Below are 16,871 nucleotides of genomic sequence, written 5' to 3'. Positions count from 1 at the left end.
TATTTTATACTCGCTAATTACAATTATAGAGCGTACAATAGATAAAAAATATAATCAGAAGCAACCCCTTTTTTGTACTATTTCACACTCCTATTTCCAAGGACAATTTGAGCTCGGACTACGATAAAAAGAGAGGTAGAACACAGTGAGTCCTTCCTATGTACATTTCGCAGCGCCGCCTTTTCCATATTTTCTGGAATGCAATCACACTGTTTATCAACCCGGAGAGCAGCATCCAAATAGAAGCCATATCGGCTTATTTGATCTGATTATTGTAGAGCAAGGTTGCCTATTTATCGGTGAAGAGCATAATCAATGGGAGGTTGCGGCTGGGCATACGCTGCTTCTGCTGCCTGACCGCTATCATTATTCCGTTAAGTCTTGCGAGGAGCTGACTTCGTTTATTTGGATTCATTTTCATACCCTCGCAGATTGGTCAAGCTCTGAAGGCGAGCCTGTGTATATCAACCGAGAGACACATTTCCGGCAGTTTCTTACTCATCCATATACCATTCGCATCCCGCAGTTTGGTCCCCTTCCTGATCCCTTTAAACGGAGTGGACAAGCTGAGAAGCTTTTACAGCTGTCCACTGGAAGACGTTCCAGTGCAGTTTGGGAGCAGCAAAGGATTTTTGAAGAAATGCTGCGGATGATGGATCTAGCGCAGCATGATACTTCAGAAAGTCATGCGGTAGAGATTGCCGAGAAGACGGAGACTTATATCCGCAATCATTATGCGGAGCCTCTCTCCAATGCCTCTCTGGCGGATGCGCTGCATTTTCATTATAACTACCTTGCCCGCTGCATGAAACGCGTATATGGACTGACTCCGATGGAGTATTTAACGGATTACCGTTTGGAACAGGCCAAGCTGCTTCTGCTTAAGACAGAGATGCCTATAGCTGCGATCGCAGAACGTATCGGTTTCGAGAGCACCGCCTACTTCTCTCGTCGCTTTACTCACCAGATCGGAATCTCTCCGCTTCGCTTCCGCAAGCGGTATTCCCGATAACAGCAAAAACAGCACGTCTCATAATGGAGGCGTGCTGTTTTCGTTGTTAATGCGATCCTGTAGCTTTCTTGTGGGAGGCTGGCTTTCTTCTGTGCTGCTGGCTTACGTGATCAGCTTTGGATTAATTGGACGCGAGATGCTCCTCTAGCTCGGAGAAACTTAGGTAACTATTGTGATGGAGCAGTACTCCGATTGGCACATTTATTGTGTACCCGTGATCCGTCCTAAATCCTTCTGCTGCTCTTACTTCTTACTTCTTGCTTCTTGCTTCTTGCTTCTTGCTTCTTGCTTCTTGCTTCTTGCTTCTTGCTTCTTGCTTCTTGCAATAATTTTACCAGTTTACCTTCCTAGGCGTGGCGCACTCATACTTACCATAGGTCAACGCTGATTATGCGGCTCGACCCTCCAAAGCTTATCAGCAAGTAACTCACCGCACAGCCATCACACTACTCTCTGTATCCCCCGGAGACGCGTCAGCTTAATCATTCATTCATAGCATTCCCCGTTGCGGACCGGATTGCACCTATTTGTGATTTTCCGTCCATTTTGCGGAAGTTTCGGACTGTATAGCTCTTATTGCCCATAATTTGCCCGCAATTGGACCACATTTGTAGGAATAGCTGCAACTGAGTCCGATAGTGTGACAAAACGAGCGGAATCATGGAAATAAGGGCAACTGAGTCCGAACAGTTGCTAAAAAGAACACTGCCTGCGCATTTGATCCTAAACGTGCTACCCATTGTTTAAACTAGCTGTCTAGGGCTCAACCTATCTACTCCGTGCGAGAAATTAGTTACCTGTTGCTCAAACTAGCCGCCTACGTCTCGAAACCTGCTACCTTTTGCTAGAACTTGATCGTATCGGACCGTATTGCACCTATTTGTGATTTTCGGCCCATTTTGCGGCAGTTTCGGACTGTATAGTTCTTATTGCCCTTGATTTGCGCAGAGAAGGAGCGCATTTGAGCGAATAGCTGCAACCGAGTCCGATAGTGTGACAAAATGAGCGGAATCATGGAAATAAGAGCAACTGAGTCCGAACAGTTGCTGAAAAGAACGCCGCCTGCCAAATTTGCTCCTAAACGTGCTGCCCAGTGCTTAAACTAGCTGTCTAGGGCTCAACCTATCTACACCGTGCGGAATTAGCTACCTATAGCTCAACCTATCTACTCCGTGCGGAATTAGCTACCTATGGCTCAACCTATCTACACCGTGCGGAATTAGTTACCTATGGCTTAACCTATCTACACTGTGCGGAAATAGCTACCGGTTACTCAACCTATCTACTCCGTGCGGAATTAGATACCTATGGCTTAACCTATCTACTCCGTGCGCAGAATTTGTTACCTGTTGCACAACCTAGCTGTCTACATCTCGAAATCAGCTACCTTTTGCTCGATCTTGATCCTATCGGACCCTATTGCACCTATTTGTGATTTTCGGCCCATCTTGCGGCAGTTTCGGACTGTATAGCTCTTATTGCTCATAATTTGCTCGCAATCGGACCACATTTGTGGGAATAGCTGCAACTGGGTCCGTTAGCTCGAAAAAATGCCTTGTATCTGCCTAATAGGGGCTCCTGGGTCCGCATGGAGGCTGGGCGGTGAGTTACTCTAATGTCTGTTTAGCTAACGGACCGCACTGCACCTATTTGTGGGTGGGATCTCACATAATGTATTGTTGAGAGTAACTTAACGTCTGTTGAGCGCAACGGATCGGATTGCAGCTATTTTGGGGTGAGATCTAAGGTGAGGCTTAGCGTGATGTATGGGTGGGAGTTACTTAAATCTGTTGAGCTTAACGGACCACACTGCACCTATTTGTGATTTTCCGTCCATTTTTCGAAAGTTTCGGACTGTATAGCTCTTATTGCCCATAATTTGCCCGCAATTGAACCATATTTGTGGGAATAGCTGCAACTGGGTCCGTTAGCTCGAAAAAATGCCTTATATCTGCCTAATAGGGTCTGCTGGGTCCGCATGATTAGGCCCGAAATCAGTTTTTTTGCTTCACTGCAATTTTTTGGAAGTGACAAGCATATTTATAAGACATGCCTTTAATGTGGAGATGTTAAATATGCAGTCATTATTAAGATACGCGATCATCCTGATCGGAAGCTTGCTCATTGCAGCAGCAACTAATTTTTTTCTTGTCCCATATAAAATCCTAGATGGGGGAATAATAGGAATAGCCCTCATCATCAATTATTTATCCGATGCCAAAATCGGTATAGCTGTCCTTCTCTGCAGCTTTCCGATATTCCTGTTAGCCTGGCTGAAGGAACGCGATATCTTTTTCAACAGTATATTAGGCTTATTGACCTCATCGTTTCTCATTGAGCTTCTCGGTCCTTTGCAGTACCACTTTCTGTATTATTTTGAGTTCGGCTCCATTTCCAGCGCCATTATTGGCGGTTTTTTAATGGGAACGGGTCTTGGGCTTATGCTGCGATTCAAAGCCAGTACAGGCGGAACGGATCTGCTTGCTCAATATATCAAAAGGTATCTCCCGCTTAACCTTGGACTCATCATTTTTTTGACGGATTTCATAATTATCGGCGCGGGAGGACTCCTAATTTCTAAAGAAACCTTCTTCCACTCCATCCTCACGATTATCGCTGGGGGGGTGGCCACAGGTCTCTGCACCTTGGAGACTGAAGAGAAATGGAAAAAAATATGAATATACACGATCATATGTTCGTATTATAATAATAAGAAAATCATCTACCGTATCTCTACCTCACCTGGAGAGTGTGAATCTATGAATAAAGAGCGTGTTATTTTGTTATCCGATTGTCAGAGCTTTTACGCCTCCGTGGAGAAGGCCTCTAATCCGCAATACAGCAACAAACCGCTTATTGTCGCCGGAGATCCAGCTAGACGAAGCGGGATTGTGCTTGCCGCTTGTCCGTTAGCCAAATCTTTTGGCATTACTACCGCCGAGACCTTGAAGGAAGCACTCGCGAAATGCCCCGAAGTAATCGTCGTCAGACCGCATATGCAGCAATATATCGATGTTTCCTCCCAAATCACGGACATTCTACGCAAATTCAGTGACCTCGTAGAACCTTATTCCATCGATGAGCAGTTTATTGATATCACCGGCAGCCTCGGCTTATTCGGCAGCCCAAGACAGATCGCTACGACCATTCAGGACCTGATCCGCAGAAATACAGGTGTGCGCGCACGTATCGGTATAGGTTATTCCAAGGTTACCGCCAAAATGGCTTGCGACCTGTGGGCCAAGAAGAACCCGGAGGGTCTATTTACCCTCACTCAGGAAGAGCTTCCAGATGTACTTTGGCCGCTGCCCATTAGTGAGTTGTTTATGGTAGGCCGCCGCATGTCTGCGCACTTCCAAAGCATGGGCCTCACAACGATTGGCCATTTGGCAGAGATGCCGCTAAGCGAGCTGAAATGGCGCATGCGGGAGAAATTCCATAAAAAATGCGATATCGATGCCGAGCTATATTGGCGAATTGCCAATGGCATCGACGATAGCCCTGTAAGTCCGGCTACCTATGAAGTTGCACCCAAGAGCGTCGGGCACCAAATGACGCTGCCACGGGACTACTATACACTGCAAGAGATCAAGACTATCATTCTGGAACTCTCAGAGCTGGTGTGCAGGCGCAGCCGCAAACTAAAGGTGCATGGTGCAGTCGTGTCTGTTGGCTGCCAAGGCGCCAGCTTTGATGACCCCAGCGGCTTCTCGAGGCAGACTACGATGAGCGATCCTACGAATGCGACCCAGCTGGTATACGAGTCCGCCCTCGCTCTTTTCAAACAGCATTGGGAAGGTCAGCCTGTGCGCCGAATTCATCTAAGCCTGTCCAATCTGTCTGACGAAAGCCAATATCAGCTAACCTTATTTGAGTCGCGTCCCCGCTACCGCGAGCTCGAACGGGCCACTGATGCGCTGAAGAATAAATACGGAGAATCGATCATTGGACGCGCCGCATCGTTCACAGATGCCGGACAACTTAAGGACAGATCCGGAAAAATTGGCGGGCACTATAAATAAACAGTGCATCTTTATACATTTTATTTCTTAAACTATATTAAAATATATCCCATATCGTTTATAATGCTATATTGAGGTTGTTATTTTCACACAATGAAGCGACAATCATAAGTATATACACATAGATATGTAACATTCCAGGGGAGGACCGGAGAAGTTGGAAAGCACGAGCAACACTAACACTACCTATTATGAAATCGTTGATCTCTGTCTTCTTGCTGGCAAGATCATGCTGCAAAACGGTGCAGAAACCTACAGAGTAGAAGATACAATGACACGTATGGCTGCTTCTCTCGGTTTTCCAGGGGCACACAGTTATGTGACGCCAACCGTTATTATGTTCACCACCAATAGAACGGAGCCCGTTAAGTTATATCGGATTGCCGAGCGAACCACAGATCTGCAGAAAGTCTCGGAGGTTAATGATATCTCGCGGCGTCTGAACGAGCGTCAGATTACAGCCGAGGAAGCTCGGACACGATTAGGAGAGGTCGATGATGCCGCACATGCGTATCCGGTATGGCTGCAAATCATAGCTGCGGCACTTACCGGCGCTTGCTTCACCGTTATGTTTAAAGGCAGCTTGTGGGATGCTCTCCCCGCATTGCCGATTTCCGGGTTAGGTTATGCTGCGGTTATCTACCTGCATCGTCTTGTGCAGACTAGATTTTTTGCAGAGTTCTCTGCTTCCTTCCTGATCGGACTTCTAGCCTTCTATTCTGTAAAGCTGGGTATAGGTCAAGAAATGGACAAAATCATCATCGGCTCCGTGATGCCTCTAGTACCCGGTCTACTCATTACAAATGCCGTTCGTGATCTGATGGCCGGTCATCTGGTCTCAGGCATATCCAAAGGAGCCGATGCCTTTCTAACTGCTTTTGCGATCGGTACAGGCATTGGGCTTGTACTATCACTATTTTAATTCTCCATGTGAAAGAGGTTAGCCCTTCATGATTTTGCAACTTATAACCAGTTTTATCGCCGCGGCAACCTTCTGTATTTTATTTAATGCGCCTAAGCGCGCTCTACTGCAGTGTGGTTTTGCTGGAATGGTAGGCTGGATGGTGTATGTGATCCTTGATGTAGAGTGTGGGCCTGTTGTTGCTACGTTTGCAGCTACTGTAGTTGTGGGCATCGTCAGCCAGTTGTTTGCACGATCCTTCAAAATGCCGGTTATTATTTTTAGTGTAGGCGGCATTATCCCACTTGTTCCGGGTGGCCTTGCTTACGATGCTATGCGCAGATTTGTGGAAGAAAACTATAATCTGGCTGTAGAAATCGCTGTTCGGGCATTAATGCTCTCTGGCGCAATTGCAGCTGGACTTGTACTGAGTGAAGTTATCGGACAAATGTTCCGCCGGCGTGCAAGCAAAGCCTAACCTTCTTACAACGTCATCTCATAGATTCAAAAAAAAAGAAATCGTCTCTTGGTATAATGAGGATCATCCAACCCTCTTCCAAGAAGCGATTTCTTTGTTTACTGTCCTATCTACACAAGTACTGCTACAGGTTCAACCTCCGAATAAATACTATTGATCCTGTTATTTTTAATCCAAGAAAGTCCTACGGTACCTTCACCCGCATGAACAGCCACGGCAGGAATGTATGTCATAATCTCCGTACGTAAATCAGGCGCCATTTCTTTGATGTCTTCTTCTAACTTCAGCGCCATTTCTAAATTATTGGAATGCATGATGCACACATCGCTAACAAGTCCAGCATCCTGTTTAAAGATATCTAACAGCGCCTGCTTCGTCTTCTTCATCGTACGGATTTTTTCCACAACAATGACCTTACCCTCGTCAAAACGCAGCAGCAAATTTATCCGCAATAATTGACTAAGCACTACTTGTGTACCAGAAACACGCCCACTACGGTGAAGCTGGGACAAGCTTGCAGGAATTAAGTAGAAGGACATATTTTGAATGATATTCTCTATCTTTTCTTTAATCTCTAGGCCAGTAAAGCCCATCTTGTGCCAATGAATACCTCGCGTGATCATTTCCCGAATCGGATAAGCGCCAACCTTAGAATCAATTCCAATGACATTAGCTTCCGCTATTTCAGCACCTTGCATGGAAGCATTGTATGTTCCGCTAAGCCCTGTCGAAAGATGCACAGCAATAATCTCATCATATTCTTCCTTCAACCGTTCGTATAACTCGATAAACTCACCGATTGGCGGCTGTGAGCTGCCTACTTGATCATGCTGACGCATTTTCTCATAGAACTCATCGATCGTAATATCTATATTTTCTTTATAACACTCGTTGTTAATAATCAGACGTAAAGGAACAATATACACATGGTTGTTCTTGGCGAACTCAGGATCGATTGTACATGTACTGTCGGTTACCCAGGCAATTGATTTCATGGTCACTTGTCACTTCTCTCTTTCATGAAAGGAATAGTAGAATGTTTGAAGAGACAAGGGCCACTAAACCTTCTCGGCCAATGAATCACTCTCTCATCCTGTACAATCAACATACGAATAGACCAGCGGTTTAGGAAGTCCTCGTGCGTATTCGTAAATTATACAAGATAACGAGCGATAAGATAGGCAAAACAGGACGATAATGCAAATTTTATTCATCTTTTTTCAACTTTATTCGACATTATTTCACATTATGTATGACGAATATACCTATCCTAATAGAGCCACTTCATGTTATGTAAAAGCCTAACCACAGCAAAAATATCCCCGTCCCCGCCCTCACCGTTCTTGCATAAATCAGCGCTTGGTAGTTACATTAATAGGTACTCTTTACAGTTGTTACAGTACGGGGCTAAGTTATGATTTGGTCAGATTTGGCCCAGCATCTGTCAATTTGTCCAACTTTCCCTGTTGGCGGGTTGCGCTCGCCTTTATGAAGATCAGTTACCTTCTGCTGTGATAAAGCTTAGCTTATTACGGTGTAAGTAAGTCTACCGTCCAGTTTTTCTCCTGAATTTTAAAATCCAACTCCCGATAAGACTTAGACAGCTCATCAATCTGCTTCTGAATCTGGGCGACATCCACCGTTCTCTGGAAACGAACCTCAGAGCGGCTGTACCGATCCTGAGTGATCGATGCTTGCTCAAGCAAATCGCTAAAAAGCTTCCGCAGCTGAAGCATTTTATCCCGTTCGGCTAGGGCATCGGCAATACTCCACTTCTCATTGAAGGCCACAGATGAATTCGTTCGATTAATTGCTCGAATCAAAATCGTCTGCTCGTTAACAGCTATTTCCAGCTCACGCAAAAGAGCCTCCGGCTGTTCTGCCGGTTCTTCCCCTTCCTGCACCTTAACGACCCGATCGAGCCGCTGCTTTAGCTGCGCGATTTTACGAGTAAGATCACTTCGGTTCACTAATGCTTCCGCAAGTTTCATATTTGAGTTCCCCCTAAGATTTTCTGATAGCTGGCGATATCCAGTCTTCGACCAAATTTACAGCCAATCTCCTTGAAGTAGGCGCATTGTTCATATCCATTCTTTGAGAAAAGCTGGCGACTGCGTTCATTCTCTGCGCAAACGGTAGCTACTAACACATGGAAATCCAGTTCGGCAGCTCTCTCTTCAATAAAGCGTAAGGCATGCTGTCCTATTCTTTTACCCACACAAGCCGGTTTCAAATACACACTAATCTCCCCAGAGCTATCATAAGCCGGCTTACTCTTATGTCTAGCAATCAGAACATAGCCCTGAATAACATTGTCCCAGGATAATATAACGTATGATTTGAACCGCGGATCATCATTCATCACTGATTGCCGCATTTCGTCCAAACTTAAAGGCTCGGTATGAAAAGAAACCGTAGTGTTCAGCACGTAATAGTTATAAATATCGAGTACATCCGACAGATGCTCTTCGCGAATTTCAGTGAATAACAAACTTTCTCCCATTACTTTGTTCAACACAGCTAATCCTCCCAAATGGATGTTTCCAAATGATCGACGAACTTGCGTAATTTACCGGCTAGCTTGCGGTTAATGGTTCCATCCTGGTACATTTGCTGGACCTTATCCCGTTGCTCCTGAATAGCTTTCAGTTTCAATTCAAGCTTTTGATCATCAACAAGACCATCTTTAGTCCAGCCTTGTCCCTGCTGGAGGCGTGAGATCAGCTTCTCGTAACTGTCTGCGACCTTCTCAGCTGCTTTACGGTTGTTCTCATTCTTACTTGCATTAATAGCAGCAATCGCTGCATGGGACATAGAGATCTTAGCTTTTCTGGCACACTCAGCCTGTTGCAGCATCAGTTGACTAGCTTCCCCTTCATTCTGGCCAGAGAACATCCCCGCAAACAGCCGTCTAATCTCTGTAATGGAGATTCTGATCTGAGAGTTTAGACTTCTGGCTAGAAAGACTTCACTATGATCCAAGAATTCTTCCATCTTCAGCGCCACTGAGGCAGGAATCTCATTGTTGGCCAGCAATTGGCTCAGCTCTTTGCGTTCGGCATGCAGACCCACAATCCTTGCTTCAACCCCAAGTCGGCGGAAGTTCTCCAATGCGGGGTCATTCGCCTGATCTTCGCGGTTAAGACTATAAACTTTTTCTTTAAACTCACTCAAAGCTGGCAATGCAGATTCCTTGCTCTCTTCTGTCATCATACTTTGAAGCAAGGTTATCCCGGCGGCAACAACCTTAGATTTGGCCGCCTGCTCAACCTCAGTATCACCCGGTTCAGCAACCGGCTCTTCTTTACCTGCGAGAATTGGTAAAAAGATACTAGCGATCAGCAGTGACATCAAAATCACACCCGCAGCGATAAAGATAATTAGATCACGTTCAGGAAAAGGCGAGCCATCCCCTAACACAAAAGGAATCGAGAAGGCACCGGCTAAAGTAACCGCGCCTCGCACTCCTGAAATTGTCAGGATTAGCATAGACTTAATAGACGACTTTTCCATTTTTTGCAGGCCGGCGCCAGCCAGGGAGAACACATACACCCATATAAAACGCAGCACAAAAAGCAGCAACGTTATCGCTAATACATAACCAATCACCATAAGATTGTCCACAGCTGTATCCCGGTAGATCACTTCAATAACATCTGGAATCGACAACCCGAGAATAAGGAAGACCAAGCCATTCAAGATGTAGAGCAGCACAGACCATGTGCTGGCGGACACCAGCTGTAGCTTATACTGTGGCGAAACTGCACGGTCCTTCTCGACAGCATGAATTATGCCTGCTGCAACCACAGCTAAAATACCGGATACCCCTATTTCTTCACTAATCAGATACACAATGAAAGGAGTCAGGATTTGCAGCAGCACATGCACTGTGATGTCCTCCATCCCCAGTCTGCGAATAAATACGCTGAACCGAATCAGGAGGAACGCGAGTATTGCTCCGACAATTAGTCCACCTAGAGCAATAATCACAAAGCTAATAGAGGCTTTCGGCAAAGAAAATATGCCTGTAACAGCTGCTGCAATAGCGAAGTTAAACGCAACAAGACCAGAGGCATCATTCATCAATGATTCACCCTCTAGAATACGATGAATACTCTTGGGAAGATGTACTCTCCCAGCGATTGCGCTTACCGCCACAGCATCTGTCGGCGATAAGATCGCTGCCAGCGCAAAAGCAGCTGCGAGTGGAATGGTGGGGATCATCCAGTTAATGGAATATCCAGCGATAAGCACTGTAGCAAATACCAAGCCTAGTGCCAGCATTAAGATTGGAGCCCGCAGGTTCCATAACTCATTTCTTGGTGTTCGCTTTCCGTCATTGAACAAAAGCGGCGCAATAAATAACACGAAAAACAACTCTGGCTCCAGTGACATATGTATTCCCAAAGGCAATAGTACGACCACTACACCCAAGCCAATTTGTATTAAGGGTATCGGCACGAAGGGAATGAATCGGTTTATGATGTTGGATATTGCGATAAGCCCAAGTAGGACGAGTACAACTAGAAATGTCTCCAAACCACATCAACTCCCTTTTTTTATTTGATTATTATATCGCAAAGCTTTAGGCAAGGGCAAAATCTAGCAAAAGATTCTCAATAATAAAATCCCCTACAAATTCCACAAAAATTCCATCAGATATATATTGACATAAATATTTATTTGTGTTATAATAAAATATTTACCTATTGCGTTCGTTTCTAGTTTTGAGTAATATATGCATTAGCCTCACGGCGTCGCTCTTATTATCAATCACGGAGGGATATTATGTACATTGCTCAAGGAATAGAAATGCTCGAGATTACAGCGCAGGTTATGGGTGGAAAAGACACGATTTACCCCACGCTACTCTGGGATGGACATGCCGCCGTACTCGTCGATACCGGATTCCCGGGTCTACTCTCTAATTTCAAAGAGGCTCTAAAAGAAGCGGATGTGCCTTGGCAGAAGCTCCGCACCCTTATTATCACGCATCAAGATTTAGACCATATTGGTTGCCTCCCTGCCCTATTGGCTGAAGAAGATCTAGAGCTTACTGTTCTGGCTCATGAAATTGAGCAGCCCTATATTCAAGGAGAGCGAATGCTCCTTAAGCACACTCCCGAAGCATTAGCGGTGGCAGCGGCTATGATCCCAGCTCATGTACCTGAGGAGTGGCGGCGTGCCTTCCTCTCTGTATTAGCCCATCCTCCTAAAGGAAAAGTGGATCAAACACTTGTGGATGGAGAAAAGTTACCTTTTGCCGGTGGAATTACGGTGATCCATACCCCAGGCCATAGCCCTGGGCATCTCAGTCTTTACCATCATGATAGCCGTACACTTATTGCTGCCGATGCCTTGACCGTTCAGAATGGCGAGCTACAGGGTCCCACTCCTTCCGCCACACCTGACATGGAGCTGGCTTTGTCCTCTCTGACCAAGTTCTCTGAGTATGAGATCGATACGGTCATTTGTTATCACGGCGGACGCTACCGCGGAGATGCAAACAGACGTATTGCTGAACTAGCAGAAGGAAAAGGAAAGCTGTAATTGTACAAAAGAAGACAGAGCCTGAAATCCGGCTCTGTCTTCTTTTTTCATATATGATCGCTATTCTTAATTATCACTTAAGACTCTGAACCCACCGTAAACCGTTCACGAATATGCTGCGGCTGTTCGATTTCATCAACAATAGCAACGGCATAGTCTTCGTAGCTGACATAACTCTCACCTTTGGAGTTCACCAGAAGATTATCCTTACCTTTTACATAAGAGCCCGTTCTTGTGCCAATGGCAAAATTAGCAGATGGACTAACAAAGGTCCAAGAGAGTGAATCTGTTCCTTGTAGTATCTCCAAATTCTTAGCTTGATTCGTCGCTGTTGGCTTAATGAAGTCAGGAAAGTCATTCGTATCCGCTACTTTAAGCGTTTTGGCTTCATCTACATAAAGACTTCCTGCACCGCCAACTACAATCAATCTTGTATCGGGTGAAGCCTTCAAAGCTTCAATAAGCACATTCCCGGCATCCACATGCAGATGTTCTTGTCCAAACGGCGCACCAAAAGCATTCACAACCACGTCGAACCCCTGCAAATCTTCAGTGGTAAGCGCAAATACATCCTTTTCGATGACATTCGCTTTCCTATTTGTTACTTTAGATGCATCCCGTACAATCGCTGTAACTTCATGACCTCTATCCAACGCTTCCTGCGTAATTCGACTTCCAGCTTTTCCACTTGCTCCAACAACTGCGATTTTCATATGATTGTCCTCCTGAGTTTACGATGTTTTCGCTTTAGTATTTATATCAAGAAGCTCCTGAACGATGGTTCTATCGATATCGAGATCAAATTTTCTCCCCCAAAAGCATTCCGTGCCCCGTTGAGTGATCCGATCATAGTCTTCTATCGTTAGTGTTCTAGGATAATCCGGTCCTGTTTCCCAATCTGTATACCGCTTAATTTCATTCAGTACATGCATCTTATAAACGCTATTCAAAATTATCGTATGGAAAAAGATTTCATCTCCACATAAAGTGTTCCTAAAAAATCTGACGTATTCCGGAGAGCTTTTTGTAAAATCCAAGATGTATTCCATACATTCACCTGTAATTGACATCCAGTTCGAGCCTTTATATAAACCTTTCGGCAAAGCGCCTAATTTTCTTTGCAGAAACGGAACGCTCATAATTAGTTTAATGTACCTCATTCTGATCGCTGTCATACGCCGGGTCCTTGAGATGAGGAACCTAGGATAATAAACTGAGACCCGCTCGTAACATCCCCAAGTTTCCGCTGCATTAGGCAGCTGCAAATACTTCACAAATTCCTTACCCTCATTCATCTTAAAGAAATCTAGAATCACTTCATTTGAAGCTAGAGGCAGATCCTGACCGCTTAAGATGTGAATATAATTGAAATCCCCATGTTCTTTGATCAGCGAAAAGCACTTCAAAATACATTCAATTTGACTGTAATGCCCCCACTGTACATCAATAGGCTTTTCCACAAAATGAATATCGTTACGATGAATAATATCAGCCTCAATATTACTTTTCTGATCGACATGCAGGAAAAACTCTACGGACTCGTTAGTTAAACTATCGATTAGCATATTGATCTGCTCCGGATTTTTATGACAGAGAATTATATACGCCATTTTGAATGCTTCCAACAAACTTCACCCTTCCGCCCACCTATTTCCAATATTATAAAATAAATGGACGAAAATGGATATAGATTTATCTTTCTAAAACAAGTCTGATTCCAATGTTCCATGGATCTTGGAATGTAGGATTTCCATTCTCTTCTGTAACTGCGTAACCAGCCTGCCGAACTCGCTCCACCACAGCGTTACGTTCCTCTTCATTCGCAAGAATTAATGTGAAATAATCAATCCCTACAGTATCAGCTGGAGCCGCAGGTGCACCCTGTCCGGCCCAAACATTCAGCCCGATATGGTGATGATAACCACCAGCAGAGATAAACATAGCAGCACTTCCATAATTAGCTGTTAGTTCAAAACCAAGCAAATCGACGTAGAAGGCTTTCGCCTTATTTAAATTCCCCACATGAAAGTGTACATGCCCTATCACTGTTCCTGCTGGCAGCCCGTTCCATGATAAACCTTCAGAAGCTGCCAATAGTCCATCTACATCCACTGGATCAGTGGACATCATTACATGCCCTTCCGCATCATATTTCCATTCATTCTTAGGACGATCTCGATAAATTTCAATCCCATTATTGTCTGGGTCCTGAATATACAGTGCTTCACTGACCAGATGATCGCCCTGCCCCACCTCAATCCCCGAAGAGATCAAATTACGCACAACCAATCCAAGGCTGGGACGATCTGGAACAAGGATAGCAAAATGATACAACCCAGCCACAGAATTAGGACGGATCACCCGCGCATTTTCAATCTCCCGCAAAATCAATAACACATTCTGACCGTCAGCGGTCATTTCAACTTCGCGGCCAGTCTGCCGTAAAACGCTTAATCCCACAACATTCTGATAAAAGGTGAGCGAACGCTCCAAATTGCTTACTCTAATCTGCACCAGACCGATCTGAGTGTCTGGTTGAAGTATTGTTTTAGTCTTCATTATAAATTCCTCCTAATCGCGCTGTAACTGTTATAGTTACAAATTAACTATCTTTAGTATAGTTACCTTCTATATGTTTGTCAATTACCTATAAAAAAATCATGTCGACTGGTTCACAGCCAAACATGATTCACAAAATAATATTATAAGTAATTCAAAAAAAGGTTTCCGGGTATTTCAACTCTCCCTTAATCCTCTGCAGTACGCCTTCCTTCAGCTCACAGACCATAAAGACATTCTCCGGTACCTCAAATTGCTTCAACTCCAGCCCATGTAGCCCTGCGGGTTGAAATCCGAATCTCGGGTAATATTCGGGATGCCCGATCAAAAAGACAAGCTCATATCCAAGCGTTCTACATCTTTCTAACCCTTCTTGGATCAGCGCCTTGCCGATTCCTTGCTTCTGAACGTTCGGCAGAACAGCTAATGGGGCTAACGCAATCACATCAGATAACTTCTCCCCATCTTGAACTACAGCCTTACTTAACAGTAGATGTCCTACAATCTCATTATCCTTTTCCGCTACAATCGAGAGCTCCGGGATAAACCCCTGCGAATTTCTAATGTTTTCGACCAACCGCGCTTCATCTTCCCGATCACCAAAAGCCTTAACATTCACTTGAAATACTCCATTATAGTCTGCCACAGTTTCTGTTCTAATTCTCATTTTTGTTGCTCCATTCCAGAAAATATTCGGATACACTGGATTCCAGAAGGCCGATCAAATCTTCATCCATATACTTATAGTCATCAGCTATGTTCAGGCAAATTATTTTTTTGCCAATTACACAACCTCTAAATTTATCTTGAATTCTTCGAATATGTTTCTTCTCCATCACAAAAATCACATCCGCCCAACCCAAATGCCCTTCAGAAATTTTGATTCTGGCATGATCTTCAGTCCCTGCAGATCTCACTTCATGACCATCAATTCCTTGAAAGATCTTCTCCGCAGTTAGACTCCGCCAGCGATTCTGGCTGCAGACAAACAGTAGTTTAATAAGTGCACCTTCCTTATCCGATTGTTAAAAAGATATTTATTGTCTCGCCTGCTTCGTGTATTCAATCAACCAACAATCTCTTAGCTCTCCTTCATGTTGCTCGTGCTGTTCAAGGTATTTCTTCTTCACAAAGCCAATCTTCTCATATACTCTAAGGGCTCTCTTATTCCAGGCTTGCGGGTCCATGACAATTTTGTCCGCTTGTTTTATTTCGATAAGATACTTAACCGTTTCTTTAATGAGCCGTGAACCAATTCCTTGATTCCATAAATCAGGCTCGCCAATGAACTGGTCCATCCCAAAGATTTGACCTTTGAATCCCACGTAGCCGTACACTTCTAATTCTTCATCATCTATAAGATAGAATTGAAGATAACCTATATCCCGCTCCTTGTATTGCACTATACACCGCGTGACTTCTGCTTGCTCGTCGTAAAAATACTCCCTCACCAGCTCCAAATCATGCGGGCGATCACGGCCTTCATAGAACTCCAGTACAACGGGATCTGAGAGCCATTTTACAAGTAATGCGGCATCGTTTAACTCAAGTGTTCTCAGTCTGATCTCTTGCTTTTCAAAAATAATCATAACGCGCCATACAGTTCATAAAGAGGTCTGTAGCTTGGATGTTCTTCTATTTCCGTTACGACAACACCTTGCTCGGAATCAATCACACGGTAGGCTTTAGCTACTTCTCTGCTCGACATCACTTTATATTCATTATCTTTATAGATGATTGCACAATTGTTATCCACCGCGATTCCCGGCAGACCTCCACCTTTAACCATGCGTGTAAAATCTTCAACCCGAATATCCTCATTATAATGCGGACAATGAATGCCCGGCAGAATCCCCATGGTTGCAAGCTTGATATACTGCCATTCCCCCTGGTCGTCGAACGCTTCAGAGTCACTATGCCCATATTCAAACCAACAGATGGAACCTGCGCTAAGCCCGGCCAATACGGTTCCAGAGGAATAAGCTTCTTTCAAAAGCGTATCTACCCCTGTATTTTTCCAAATCTCCAGCATCTTTCGGGTATTGCCTCCACCAACATAAATCAAATCAGCAGCTGTAATTAAATCTGTAATCTCATCCTGAGTGTAGGTTTGGCTCACAAGCAATAAGTGACTTGTTTCACATCCGAGAATATCGCCATATACTTTGCTAAAAGTATCACAATACCCCGGCGCATCACTACTGGCTGTTGGAATAAATAACGCCTTCGGCTTAGCCTTTTGAGTTAGCTGCACAACTTCACGATCAATTTCCAACGTTTCAAGCTCGATTAACTCTCCCCCGCCAATAACTACGATAGTGCCCATGTTTTCCCCTTCTTTCACTAGGA

General features: G+C 44.5%; 17 protein-coding genes. 6 read left to right on the top strand and 11 right to left on the bottom strand.

Annotation, left to right across the window (positions count from 1 at the left end):
- Positions 1-145: 145 nt before the first annotated feature.
- From NYE35_RS12165 to NYE35_RS12145, 5 genes are all read left to right on the top strand, one after another.
- On the top strand, positions 146-1,012 hold the full coding sequence (locus tag NYE35_RS12165; RefSeq protein ID WP_038570156.1) for a helix-turn-helix transcriptional regulator: 867 nt from the start codon (positions 146-148) through the stop codon (positions 1,010-1,012).
- Positions 1,013-3,087: 2,075 nt separating this feature from the next.
- Positions 3,088-3,690, top strand: coding sequence for a YitT family protein (locus NYE35_RS12160; protein WP_036685975.1), 603 nt, complete (start codon positions 3,088-3,090; stop codon positions 3,688-3,690).
- A gap of 81 nt (positions 3,691-3,771) precedes the next feature.
- Entirely contained in the window at positions 3,772-5,034 is a 1,263-nt protein-coding gene (locus tag NYE35_RS12155; protein WP_326046728.1) for a DNA polymerase IV, read from the top strand.
- 157 nt (positions 5,035-5,191) lie between these two features.
- Complete coding sequence (locus NYE35_RS12150; RefSeq protein ID WP_051491428.1) at positions 5,192-5,956, top strand: threonine/serine exporter family protein; 765 nt, start codon at positions 5,192-5,194, stop codon at positions 5,954-5,956.
- A gap of 28 nt (positions 5,957-5,984) precedes the next feature.
- Positions 5,985-6,413, top strand: a complete 429-nt coding sequence (locus NYE35_RS12145) for a threonine/serine exporter family protein (RefSeq protein WP_036685970.1) — start codon at positions 5,985-5,987, stop codon at positions 6,411-6,413.
- A gap of 110 nt (positions 6,414-6,523) precedes the next feature.
- Here the strand turns inward: NYE35_RS12145 and NYE35_RS12140 are convergent, their stop codons facing one another.
- The 4 genes from NYE35_RS12140 to NYE35_RS12125 form a co-directional block, all read right to left on the bottom strand.
- A complete protein-coding gene (locus tag NYE35_RS12140; RefSeq protein WP_076274934.1) occupies positions 6,524-7,408 on the bottom strand; it encodes a DegV family protein in 885 nt (294 codons plus the stop codon).
- Between the two features lie 534 nt (positions 7,409-7,942).
- Complete coding sequence (locus NYE35_RS12135; protein WP_038570144.1) at positions 7,943-8,404, bottom strand: DIP1984 family protein; 462 nt, start codon at positions 8,402-8,404, stop codon at positions 7,943-7,945.
- Positions 8,401-8,931, bottom strand: coding sequence for a GNAT family N-acetyltransferase (locus NYE35_RS12130; protein WP_244886468.1), 531 nt, complete (start codon positions 8,929-8,931; stop codon positions 8,401-8,403). Before NYE35_RS12130 ends, NYE35_RS12135 begins: the two co-directional genes overlap by 4 nt.
- Before the next feature lie 2 nt (positions 8,932-8,933).
- Positions 8,934-10,952 (bottom strand): Na+/H+ antiporter, encoded by a 2,019-nt coding sequence (locus NYE35_RS12125; RefSeq protein WP_036685967.1) that lies wholly within the window; start codon positions 10,950-10,952, stop codon positions 8,934-8,936.
- 249 nt (positions 10,953-11,201) lie between these two features.
- Between NYE35_RS12125 and NYE35_RS12120 the strand changes: the two genes are divergently transcribed.
- Complete coding sequence (locus NYE35_RS12120; protein ID WP_036685965.1) at positions 11,202-11,963, top strand: MBL fold metallo-hydrolase; 762 nt, start codon at positions 11,202-11,204, stop codon at positions 11,961-11,963.
- Between the two features lie 77 nt (positions 11,964-12,040).
- On the opposite strand, the gene NYE35_RS12115 is transcribed toward NYE35_RS12120, so the two are convergent.
- The 7 genes from NYE35_RS12115 to NYE35_RS12085 all read right to left on the bottom strand — a co-directional run bounded on the left by NYE35_RS12115 (position 12,041) and on the right by NYE35_RS12085 (position 16,866).
- A complete protein-coding gene (locus NYE35_RS12115; RefSeq protein ID WP_036685963.1) occupies positions 12,041-12,676 on the bottom strand; it encodes an NAD(P)-dependent oxidoreductase in 636 nt (211 codons plus the stop codon).
- Between the two features lie 18 nt (positions 12,677-12,694).
- The gene (locus tag NYE35_RS12110) at positions 12,695-13,573 is read right to left on the bottom strand and encodes a beta-1,6-N-acetylglucosaminyltransferase (protein ID WP_036686534.1); all 879 of its coding nucleotides are present in this window, start codon (positions 13,571-13,573) and stop codon (positions 12,695-12,697) included.
- A gap of 82 nt (positions 13,574-13,655) precedes the next feature.
- Positions 13,656-14,522 (bottom strand): VOC family protein, encoded by an 867-nt coding sequence (locus NYE35_RS12105; RefSeq protein WP_326046735.1) that lies wholly within the window; start codon positions 14,520-14,522, stop codon positions 13,656-13,658.
- Between the two features lie 154 nt (positions 14,523-14,676).
- Positions 14,677-15,189 (bottom strand): GNAT family N-acetyltransferase, encoded by a 513-nt coding sequence (locus NYE35_RS12100; RefSeq protein ID WP_076100668.1) that lies wholly within the window; start codon positions 15,187-15,189, stop codon positions 14,677-14,679.
- On the bottom strand, positions 15,179-15,523 hold the full coding sequence (locus NYE35_RS12095; RefSeq protein WP_326046805.1) for a low molecular weight protein tyrosine phosphatase family protein: 345 nt from the start codon (positions 15,521-15,523) through the stop codon (positions 15,179-15,181). The genes NYE35_RS12100 and NYE35_RS12095 overlap by 11 nt, the downstream gene beginning before the upstream one ends.
- A gap of 36 nt (positions 15,524-15,559) precedes the next feature.
- Complete coding sequence (locus tag NYE35_RS12090; protein ID WP_326046737.1) at positions 15,560-16,111, bottom strand: GNAT family N-acetyltransferase; 552 nt, start codon at positions 16,109-16,111, stop codon at positions 15,560-15,562.
- Positions 16,108-16,866, bottom strand: coding sequence for a Type 1 glutamine amidotransferase-like domain-containing protein (locus tag NYE35_RS12085; protein WP_341121112.1), 759 nt, complete (start codon positions 16,864-16,866; stop codon positions 16,108-16,110). The genes NYE35_RS12090 and NYE35_RS12085 overlap by 4 nt, the downstream gene beginning before the upstream one ends.
- Between the last annotated feature and the right edge of the window lie 5 nt (positions 16,867-16,871).

Source organism: Paenibacillus sp. FSL L8-0494, from assembly GCF_038003695.1.
Taxonomy (GTDB): domain Bacteria; phylum Bacillota; class Bacilli; order Paenibacillales; family Paenibacillaceae; genus Paenibacillus_AQ; species Paenibacillus_AQ odorifer.
Note: the sequence above shows the minus strand (reverse complement) of the source record. Positions and strands in the feature narration are given on the sequence as shown.